This is a genomic window from Candidatus Zixiibacteriota bacterium (assembly GCA_020853795.1).
Lineage (GTDB): Bacteria > Zixibacteria > MSB-5A5 > CAIYYT01 > CAIYYT01 > JADJGC01.
On the sequence record JADYYF010000206.1, the window covers coordinates 1 to 10,566 of the forward strand.

Genomic DNA, 10,566 nt, shown 5'->3' on the forward strand with positions numbered 1-10,566 from the left:
CCTTCTTGGAGGGAATCCCGCCGACCCGCGCCACCGCGATCTCCGACTTGTCGATCTTGCGCATCCCCTCGCCCAGCGTCACGTTGCTCAGCCCCGGCGCGAAACCCATGCCGTCGATGAAGGTCACGTTGTTCTTGATCGCCGTTTCGTGAATCCAGTCGCCGTATTCATCGAGCGTCATCCCGGCGGGCAACTCCAATCCCTCGACTTCGTAGGCGTCCGGACGCCGGTGGTACTCCTCGAGCATGTCGACGATGTTCAGGCCGTTTTCGACGGCGCAGTGGGCGACCTTGTAGCTCGTCTTGCGGTCCGGCATCGCCAGCGCACCGACGTCGTAGCCGCGCATCACTTCCGCCAGCGCCGCCTTGTCGTTGACGTCCACCACGATCGGGACAATCTTGTCGCTCCCGATCCACTGCTTGACCTTCTCGAGCGCATCCAGTCGGCGACCGGTAATCCCGATCGTTGTAATGCTGTCGTCTTTGGCCAAATCCCAGGCCACGGCCGATCCAATTTTCCCGGAGCCTCCAAACACGAGGGCTTTCATCGCGCAACTCCTTCCATTTGTGAATGTCTAAATGGCCACGGACACTGTGAAATCGAAACTCTTTCCCATTCGATCCCATCCACCTCAGGCCACACGGATTGTGTTCTCTCTCAAGTTGCTACGGGCAAGCGGCACATGGCGGCTGCCCGCCGGCGAAAATGTAATTGATCAGGTAGACCGCATCCGAGATGCTGACGGCGCCGCTGCAATCGGCATCGCCGGACAGCAACGGATCAGGCGCCGGCCCGCCGGCAAAGATATAGTTGATCAAGTACACCGCATCCGAAATCGAAATCGCGCCGGAACCGTCGGCATCGCCGCAGACATAGCTCGGCTCGGTTTCGTAGATGGTGATCAAAGTGTCGCTGGGCACCGTGACCAGGACCCGCACGGTATCGGACGGCCAACGCACAATCAGTGAATCGATTGTGGTCGCCGCACCGACTCCGAATGCCGCCAGGGGCGGACTCTGATTCCAGCCACCGGAGACCGTCGTGATCTCGCGAATTTGTTGTTCTCCGCCTGTGACAATTCGCACCCGCGCCCCGATACTGCTCTTGTTTGAAATCGTACCCACCGCCTTAACCTGCAGCCAGTGGTTGTCATCACCAACCTCGTTGCGGAACAACCGACTGCGGCAACTGGAGCCGTAGGTATTGGCAAGATACATGTCCAGGTCGCCGTCGCGATCAAAGTCAGCCCACACGCCGCCGCGGCCGTAGCAGCCCAAGTCCTGCAACGGATTGATCAGGGCACCGCTGTAGGCGACGACGAAGACTCCGGCGCCGTCGTTGCGATAGAGTTGATTCGGCTCACTGGCACCGTTTGTCACGTAGAGGTCCAGGTCGCCGTCGTTGTCGTAGTCCGCCCAGGCGCAACCCATCGTGTAATACCAATCGTTCATCACCGCCGGAGTCACATCGGTGAAGGTACCGCCACCGTCATTGCGAAAGAGTTTATTGCTCAAGCCCGACCAGTAAACGGCGACGAACAAATCGAGGTCACCGTCGTTGTCATAGTCGCCCCACTCCGCGGAGTAACTGTGCGAGGCGATCGCCAGGGCCGACGGCGTGACGTTCGTGAATGTCCCGTTGTCATTGCGCAGGAGTTTGCTCGGACCATTGAAATTCGCCAGATAGACATCGGGATCGTTATCGTTGTCGTAGTCACCCCAGGCCGTCATCTGGGTCTGCAGCGTATCGTTCAACGGTCCGGCGCCGACATCGACGAATCCCGAAGTCTCGTCATTGCGAAACAGCTTGTTGGCTGACGACAACTGCGACAGACAGAGATCAAGATCACCATCCGTGTCGTAATCGACCCACGCGGCGCCGGCACTGCTAAGGCCGTCATTCAGCGGCGCACTGGAAACGTCGGTGAAGGCGCCGCCACCGTTGTTGCGGTAAAGTTTGTTGGCGCGATTGTCGTTGCGTGAAATGTAAACGTCCTGGTCACCGTCATTGTCGTAATCGCCCCAGACCCCCAGCATCCCCGTGGCTGCTGTTCCCATATTGCTCGGGGTTACCTCGGTGAATGTCCCACCGTCATTGCGAAACAGGTGGCTGGAGTCGGGGTCGTACATCATGGTCAGGAACAGGTCAAAGTCCTGATCGTTGTCGTAGTCGGCCCATGATGTTGCTGCGATCGATCCGTAGCGCGACAAGATGCGGGGGGTAACCTCATTCCATTCCGGCGGCGTAGCGATCTGGGCGAAGGCTGCCTGCAGATTGGGACGGCCGCCGATATTTCCCGCCGGTGGTGTGACTTGTGCTGTAGCCGTGTTCTTGAGTACGCTGCGCAGGATCGCCGGCGTCAGCGTCCGGCCGTGTCCGCCAATTCCTTTCCATCGCCCGACACAACTCGCCACGGCGCCGGCAACGATCGGCGCCGCACTCGATGTGCCCGCGAAGGTTTTGGTGAAGGCGTAATTCGCGCCTTCGCTGTTGTAGGCATCCCCGTAGCCGGTTGTGAAGACATCTTCACCCCAGCCCTGCAGATCAAAGCGGCCGCCATAACTGGAAAACGACAGTCGCTGCAAATCGCCTTCGGTGTACGTTCCGCCGGGATAGGCGCCGCCGGCGCCGACGATAATCGCTCCGGAGCCGTTGGGATGCCAGTTCAGCATATCCGTGTTATAGGCTCCGTTGCCTCCCGTTTCGACTACGTGAATCCCGTTCGTGACCGCGTTGACGATCGCCGTGAATACCGGATTCCAGCTCTGGTTGTTGACATCCCCCCACCACTCGATCGGGATATATTGCCCGACCCCGTTGTAGTCCCACTGCTGCTCCACCAGTATCACATCCCCCGCATCGAGCTGCGTTGCCGCTAACGCAATCGCCCCGGCGACATTCCATTCCGGCGCCGGGCTCCCATAGTACGTCCCGCAGGTTTTCAGGGCGGATCCATAGCAGATCCCCGTCGTCCCCCAGCCGTTGTTGTCGGAGCACATTACGCCAATCACCGCCGTCCCGTGATTGTCATCAGTGAACGGGTCGACGACGTTGCTGTTGATCTGCGAGCCGGACGCTTTCGTGACGTCCGCGTGATTGTAGTTCCAGCTGTATTCGAGATCGCACACCGTGACTCCGGTGCCGGTACCGCCGGTCTGCGTCCAGGCATACTGCGCGTCGATGCCGACGGGTGTCGCACTCGCCGGCCGCAGATAGCCCTGGCCGGTGTCGAACGGCGGCGGCACCATCGGCGGCCGCATCGGCTTGGGCACCGGCCGCGCCCACTCGATCTCGGCCAACGCCTCAAGCTCCCGGCAGAGTTGCCACAGGTCTTGCTTGCCCTCTAAGCGAACGCGATAGATGTTGTTGAGGTTGCGAACTTCCTGGCCGGTACTCTGCTCCCCTTGTGCCTGCATTTCGTCCAGCCGTTCTTCGCCAATCCCGCAACTGCGACGCCACTCGCGAACGCCTTTGCCGCTCAGAACTGCCTCCACCGCACGCAGTGATCGCCCCGCGATCTCAACCGCCTTTCCTCCCCGCATCCGCACTTTTAGTTCCGGTGCGAAGATCACTTCAATCAAGTCATCCTCGCTCGCATAACGCGGAACCATTGACGATTCCAGCTGCGTCGGATCTTGTTCAGATCCCGGTGGCCCTGAAGACACCGATGAATTTCCGGCACCGGCGGCCAACCCTGCGACCAACACCAATACCGGCGCTAACAGTGATGGTCTCAGGCTCCTAATTCGTCGATTGCGCATTTCTGCCACCCTCCGCTTGTATGACTCAAATCCGTGGGGACTGCAATCCGCTCCCTTCGATGTGAAGGCGGGCAGTATTTAGCAACGGAAGATGAGAGTGGGGCAGCGACGTAGAAAGACCCGCCTACGTCTGCCGGACTTTCATTCCCCTGAGTCGAAATGAGTCCCTACATCACCATAATCGACATTTTTCTCGCTATTGTCAATTGACGTTTCGGGCTGTTCGCAACCTCAGTTCAGTTCCTTTCCGCAAGTCTTCTGCACTCGCATTTCCGCTCGGTGCGCCGGCCTCTTCTCCGGGCGCTGCTGTCGGTATCTTATTGATGGATCGCACGTTGCGAAATCAAGCGTGCGGCAGGGTGCAGAGCATCGCCAAAACGATCGGGGCAGCCAATGCCCTTGATCAACCGCCCGCGACCGGAGTTGGATCGCCGGAGCGGTCGCCCGCCCTCGATCCGGCGGCGGAACTTCGCCGGCTGCGAATAGGTATCGAATTGCTCAAGAAACAACTTGATGAATAACGGCGATGAGGAGAGGCTGAGCGAGAACCTCTAAAACGGATGCAGTAAATAGAACACCAGCGACAGCGCCGCCAGCAGCCACTGGATCAGGTTGACCTGGCGTACCCGCCCGGTCAACAGCTTGAGCAACGGCCAGACGATGAACCCGGTCGTCATGCCGATGCCGATGTTGTAGGTGAAGCTCATCAGCGTGATTGTCAGAAACGCCGGGATCAATTCGGTGTAGTCGTCAAAATCGATCCTGCGCACCGAGGCGATCATAAACGACCCGACAATAATACAGGCCGAGCCGTAAGCCGCCGCCGGCACTGCCGTCAACAGCGGCGAGAAGAAGAGCGCCAGCAAGAATAATCCCGTCACCACCAGCGCTGTAAATCCGGTACGCCCGCCCTCTTCAATTCCCGCCGCCGATTCGATGTAGGCCCCGGTCGTCGTTGTCCCCAGCACCGGTGCGACTGTCGTCGCGATTGCATCCGCCAGCATCGGCCGGTCGATATCCGGCAGATTGCCTTTGTCATCCAGCAAATTCGCCCGCGCCGACAATCCCAGCAGCGTGCCGATCGTATCGACGAACGCCATCACAAAAATCATCACCACCACGGCAATCCCGGTCGCACTCAGCGCGCCCCGCAAATCCAGTTTGCCGAACACCGGCGCCAGGCTCGGCGGCGCGCTGACAATCCCTTGCGGCAGCGAGCCGGGGATGATGATGAAGTACAATCCGGTCGTGACCAACATGCCGATCAAGATTGCGCCCCGTACCTTCAACGCCAGCAACGCACCGATCAGGATGATGCAGAATATCGCGAGCAACACGGCTGGATTGGTCATATCCCCGACCGTCACCGGCGCCCCCGACACGCCCAGACGCACCAGCCCGGTCTCGTTGAATCCGATGAAGGCCAGGAAAATCCCCATCCCCACCGCGAAACTGTATTTCAAAGTCAGCGGGATCGACTCGGCAAACTTCTTGCGCAATTTGGTCACCGTCAGGATGATGAAAATCACTCCCGCCAGAAACACCGCCGCCAGCGCCATCTGCCAGGTCAGACCCATCACTCCCACGACCGTGTAAGCGACAAATGCGTTTTCGCACATGTACGGCGCAATTGCAAACGGACGATTCGCCAAAAACGCCATCACGATGGTGCCGAACGCCGCCGCCAAGATCGTCGCCGTCGTCGAGGCTTCGCGCGGAATCCCTCCCGCCGCCAGAATGGCGGGATTCACAATGATAATGTAGGCGAGGGTCAGGAAGGTCGTGATGCCGGCCAGCGTCTCGCGCCGGTAGGTCGTTCCGAATTCCGCAAATCGAAAGAACCGTTCCACGGACCGGAAGATAGACCATCTGCCATACATTTCAATTAAAATGTCCCCCTGCGACCAGTGATCACTGTCTCATCTGATGCCGGCTCCAGTTTTCGGCGCGAGTGTCGTCGTCTATTATAGCGAAGGTCAAACCGACCAACATCCTTGCGAATGACCAGACCGAATTTCTCAAAGCTGCGCACTCCCCCGAATCAACACTCAACTTTCCCATTCGTAACCACTTACGGGTTCTGACGGTGCCCCGGCCGATCGATTCCCCTGCCTTCGACGGATTACACCCCTTGACAACCCCGCTGACCGTTCTATATTAGATTTAAATAGCATACTTCAATCAAGGTCTTTTTGTCCAACATATCCCGTCTTGTCCAACTCGGCTCGGGAGGGAGAAATTCTATGAGCAAAGCGTTACGGTTTGCCATGATCGTCGGCATGACCACGATCCTGGCATTGGGATTACTTTTCCAGCAAGGCACGGCTGAGCCGAACGCCTGGACGATCGTCGCCACCTATCAGATCCCCAACGACGCTTCCGGGCTCGCCTGGGACGGCACTAATCTCTATTGCGGCATCTACGGAACCGCCGGGAGTAACATCTACCGCATCAACCCGGCGAACGGTTCTTACGTGCTTCAATGCACCGGCCCACAGGCCGACGCCTATGGCCTGACCTTTGACGGCACTGATCTTTGGACGACCGATCATCCGAGTTCCTCGCAACCTGCCAAAGCGATGGAGTTCTCGCTCAGCGGCGTCCCCGGCGCGCAGTTCAACCTGCCCGCCACTTACATCTCAGGTATCGCCTATGACAATGGCAACTTCTGGGTCACGCGCTATTACCCCGACCCCAGCCAGGTCTACAAGGTCAACAGTGCCGGCACTGTCCTTAAACAATTCCAGGCGCCCGACAACCAGCCCTGGGACTTGTGTCTCGCCAACGGCACACTCTGGATCGCCGACTACTGGGGCGACAAGCTGTACCAGGTCGACACCGCCTCCGGCGCGCTGCTGGACAGCCACTCTTCGGAGTCAGTTGATCCGGCCGGCATCGTCTGGGACGGTCAGTACCTCTGGTACTGTGACGAAGGCGCTTCCAGCAGCTATGACAAGCTCTACAAGATCGATCTCTCCGGCGGCGGCACACCTGATATCGACATCCCGGCGACCAGCCATGACTTCGGCTCAGTCGTCTTGACCACCAAGGCCACCTGGAATTGCGTAATTCAGAATCTCGGGACGGCCAGTCTCGTCGTTGACAGCGTCAAGATCAGTGGCTCGCCCTACATCACCTGTCCCAGCGTCTTCCCGCTGACAATCCCGGTCTCAGGCGGCGACAGCATCGCAATCAACTACGAGCCGACTCTCCTGGGTCCATTGGCCGCAACCGTCACGGTCTACTGCAATGACCTGATCACCCCGACGGTGCCGTTGACCCTGACCGGCTTCGCTGTCAACTCCGGCCCCGATGTCTTCCCGTTGGCGAACTCGCACGACTACGGCAACGTCCGCGTGCGTTCGTATCCGCTCTGGACCATGGAAATCCAGAACACCGGCACCGAGGTCCTCTCGATCAGCGACATCAGTTCGACCGACGCGAATTTCTACATCGATAGCCGCGTCACCTACCCGTTGCTCGTCGATCCCCTCGATACGGTCAGAGTCCCGCTCTGGTTCTGGCCGCAGGCGCCGATCATCTACAAGACCACGATCATCATCACCAGCAACGATCCCACCAGCCCCTTCCAGTTTGATCTGGACGGTGCCGGCGCTATTCAGGAGCACTCGATCGGCGACACCCTCTGGAGCTTCATGATCACCACCGGGTGGGATCCGAGCCCGAAAGCGATCATGCCGATCGCCGATATCAACGGCGATGCCATGCCCGATGTCATCGTCTGCTCAGAGGACGGCTTCGTTCGCGCCTTTAACGGCAATGCCTCCGGCGCCGGCGATATCATCTGGGAGCATGCGCTCGCCGCCGGTTCGATCTACAACCAGAACAGCCTGATCGTCATCCCCGACATCGATGAAGACACTTATCCCGACGTCGTCGTCGGTTCCTCCTGGGGCGGACGCTATATCGCGGCCATTTCGGGACGGCTCGGCAATACGATTTGGACGCACTATACTACCAACTACGGCGACGGCGGCTGGATCTACCAGGTCGACGCTCGCTTCGACTACAACAACGACGGTTCGCTCGATGTGCTGGCCGCCACCGGCGATGACGCCGACGGTATCGGCCCCCGGCGCGCCTATTGCCTGAACGGTCTGACCGGCGTGCCGATCTGGGAATGCCTGCTGAACGGCCCGGTCTTCAGCGTCATCGGCGCCTCCGACTTCACCGGCGACGGCAAACCTGATGCCGTTGCCGGCGCTTCCAATGCCGACGAAACCCAGGGCTTCGTCTACGGCATCAACGGCACCAACGGTGCGATCTTCTGGACCCACCCGGTCTCCGGCTCCTCCGTCTGGGCGCTGGCCCAGCTCAACGACGCTAACGGCGACGGTACCGCCGACCTGATGAGCGGCGATTTCAGTTACACCACCGGCGTCGCTGAAATCCTGAACGCCCGTACCGGCGCCATGCTCTACCAACAGTCGGCCCTCGGCTCGATGCTCAACCTGGTTCCGATCGGCGACGTCAACGCCGACGGCTACGTCGACATTATGCCCGCCCATACCTCGCCCACGGCGAATGCTCTCAGCGGCAAGGACTGCTCCTTCATCTGGTCGCAGTCGATCCCCGACAAACCCTGGTGCGTCTCCGCCACCAACGATCTGGATGATGACGGCCACAACGACGTCGTCTTCGGCACGCTCTACTCCAACAACTACGCCTTTTTCATGAGCGGCCTTAACGGCTCGACCCTCATGAGCGTGCCGTTCCAGTCGCCGGTCGATGCCGCGCACGCGATTCCCGACGTCGTCGGCGACGTCTCCTACGAACTGGTGATCGGCGGCCGTAACGGTGAGTTGGTCTGCTATTCCGGCGGCACCGAGGCCTCGCCGAACCAGGCGCCGTATCAGGCCTCGAATCCGAACCCGGCCGATGGCGCGACCGGCGTCGCCTTGACGCCAACCATGACCTGGACCGGCGGCGACCCCGATGCCGGCGATCCGGTATACTACGACGTCTATTTCGGCACGTCACTGCCCCTCAATCTCATTAGTCCGAATCAGCCGGCCGCCTCCTATACTCCCGGACCGCTGGTCGGCAATCAAACCTATCTGTGGCGCATCGACACCAAAGACCTGCTCGGCGCTCTGACCCCCGGGGTGACTTGGTCCTTCAAAACTCAGGGTGACTATCTCTGCGGCGATGCCGACGGCAGCGCGGCAGTAAACATCTCCGATGCCGTCTATTTGATCAGCTACATCTTTGCCGGCGGCCCGGCGCCCAACCCCATTTTGTCCGGTGATGCAGATTGTAGCGGCGCGATCAGTATCTCCGATGCGGTGTACCTGATCACCTACATCTTTTCCGGTGGCCCGGCGCCCTGTGCGACCTGCAAGTAGCCTCGTACGATTGCCCTTTCAAACCGGAAGCAGCCTTGCTGCTTCCGGTTGTTTTTTTTCAGAGTGTCGCCTTGACAGCCCGCCGCCAATTCTCTACCTTCGCGCGACACGGAAGCAGGCACTAACCCTTCATATCGAGTTAACTCGACGCAACGAAGTTCTTCTGCATGAACCGCCGGCACCCTGACGCACAGCTTGTCCTCGAAGACGGTCGGCGTTTTGTCGGGCGGCGCTTCGGCTCACAGGTCGACGCCGACGGCGAGGTCGTCTTCAATACCGCCATGACCGGCTATCAGGAAATCCTGACCGATCCCTCCTATGCCGGGCAGATCGTCGTCATGAGCTATCCCCAGATCGGAAACTACGGCATCGCCCGTGCCGACGCCGAATCGCGCAAGCCGTTCCTGAGTGCGCTCATCGTCAAGGAGTGCAGCCGCATCTGCAGCAATTGGCGCGCCGCTTACACGCTCGATCAGTACCTGGCGGCACGCGGCATCCCCGGACTCGAAGGCATCGACACGCGCATGTTCGTCCGCCATCTGCGCTCGCGCGGCGCCATGCGCGGCGTGCTCGGCAGTATCGATATTCCCGCCGCGACGCTGATCGAACGCGCGCGCAATCTCCCGTCCATGGCCGGACGCGACCTCGCCTCTCAGGTTTCCCAGATCAATCCTTATGCCTGGGACGAAAGCTCGATTGCCCTCAGCCCCGATTGGCAACAACGCGACCTCTTTGCCGCTGCCACTCAACCGCAATTCCACGTCGTCGTGCTCGACTACGGTGTCAAGTGGAACATCCTGCGAAGTCTGGTGGACGTCGGCTGCCGCGTCTCGGTCGTGCCGGCGCGCACCGATGCTGAGCAGATTCTGTCGGCACAGCCCGACGGCGTCCTGCTTTCCAACGGCCCCGGCGATCCCGACCCGCTCGACTATGCCGTCGCCAATATCCGCCAACTGCTGGGACGCGTGCCGATCTTCGGCATCTGCCTCGGCCATCAACTGCTCGGTCTGGCCTGCGGCGCCAGGACCTACAAGCTCAAGTTCGGCCATCGCGGCAGCAATCACCCCGTCCTCGACACCGCCAGTCGCCGCGTCGAAATCACCGCGCACAACCATGGCTTCGCCGTCGACGCCGACTCGCTCGGCTCTTCGCGCGCCGCCATCACCCACATCAATCTGAATGATCAGACCGTCGAAGGTCTGCGTCTGCTGGACGTTCCCGCCTTTTCCGTGCAGTACCATCCCGAGGCCGCCCCGGGTCCGCATGATGCCCACTACCTGTTTCTGCGCTTCGCCGACCTGATGCGCGAATTTCGCGGTGAGAAATCGACCCATGCCCCGGCGCTCTGATCTCAACCGCGTCCTCGTCATCGGCTCCGGCCCGATCGTCATCGGCCAGGCCTGCGAATTCGACTACTCCGGCACGCAGGCAATCAAGGC

6 protein-coding genes are annotated in these 10,566 nt (G+C 60.2%); 3 read left to right on the plus strand and 3 right to left on the minus strand.

Annotation, left to right across the window (positions count from 1 at the left end):
• Positions 1-547, minus strand: a 547-nt coding sequence (locus tag IT585_15100; GenBank protein MCC6964578.1) for a saccharopine dehydrogenase NADP-binding domain-containing protein, incomplete at its 3' end; no start/stop codon positions are given.
• A gap of 118 nt (positions 548-665) precedes the next feature.
• The gene (locus IT585_15105) at positions 666-3,611 is read right to left on the minus strand and encodes a VCBS repeat-containing protein (protein ID MCC6964579.1); all 2,946 of its coding nucleotides are present in this window, start codon (positions 3,609-3,611) and stop codon (positions 666-668) included.
• A 485-nt stretch (positions 3,612-4,096) separates the two neighbouring features.
• Here IT585_15105 and IT585_15110 point away from each other — a divergent pair, with 485 nt between their 5' ends.
• Positions 4,097-4,282, plus strand: coding sequence for a hypothetical protein (locus IT585_15110; GenBank protein MCC6964580.1), 186 nt, complete (start codon positions 4,097-4,099; stop codon positions 4,280-4,282).
• Between the two features lie 30 nt (positions 4,283-4,312).
• Here the strand turns inward: IT585_15110 and IT585_15115 are convergent, their stop codons facing one another.
• Positions 4,313-5,641, minus strand: a complete 1,329-nt coding sequence (locus IT585_15115; protein ID MCC6964581.1) for an NCS2 family permease — start codon at positions 5,639-5,641, stop codon at positions 4,313-4,315.
• 363 nt (positions 5,642-6,004) lie between these two features.
• On the opposite strand from IT585_15115, the gene IT585_15120 reads away from it, so the two are divergent.
• Both IT585_15120 and carA read left to right on the plus strand, forming a co-directional pair.
• Positions 6,005-9,127: a VCBS repeat-containing protein gene (locus IT585_15120; GenBank protein MCC6964582.1), complete on the plus strand. Its 3,123-nt coding sequence runs from the start codon at positions 6,005-6,007 to the stop codon at positions 9,125-9,127.
• Positions 9,128-9,294: 167 nt separating this feature from the next.
• Complete coding sequence (carA, locus tag IT585_15125; protein ID MCC6964583.1) at positions 9,295-10,476, plus strand: glutamine-hydrolyzing carbamoyl-phosphate synthase small subunit; 1,182 nt, start codon at positions 9,295-9,297, stop codon at positions 10,474-10,476.
• Positions 10,477-10,566 lie beyond the last annotated feature (90 nt).

Bases quoted from the DNA above. Each gene is read 5' to 3' on its own strand.
- IT585_15105 (MCC6964579.1), bottom strand. From the start codon at position 3,611: ATGGTTCCGCGTTATGCGAGCGAGGATGACTTGATTGAAGTGATCTTC.
- IT585_15115 (MCC6964581.1), bottom strand. From the start codon at position 5,641: ATGTATGGCAGATGGTCTATCTTCCGGTCCGTGGAACGGTTCTTTCGA.
- IT585_15120 (MCC6964582.1), top strand. From the start codon at position 6,005: ATGAGCAAAGCGTTACGGTTTGCCATGATCGTCGGCATGACCACGATC.
- carA (MCC6964583.1), top strand. From the start codon at position 9,295: ATGAACCGCCGGCACCCTGACGCACAGCTTGTCCTCGAAGACGGTCGG.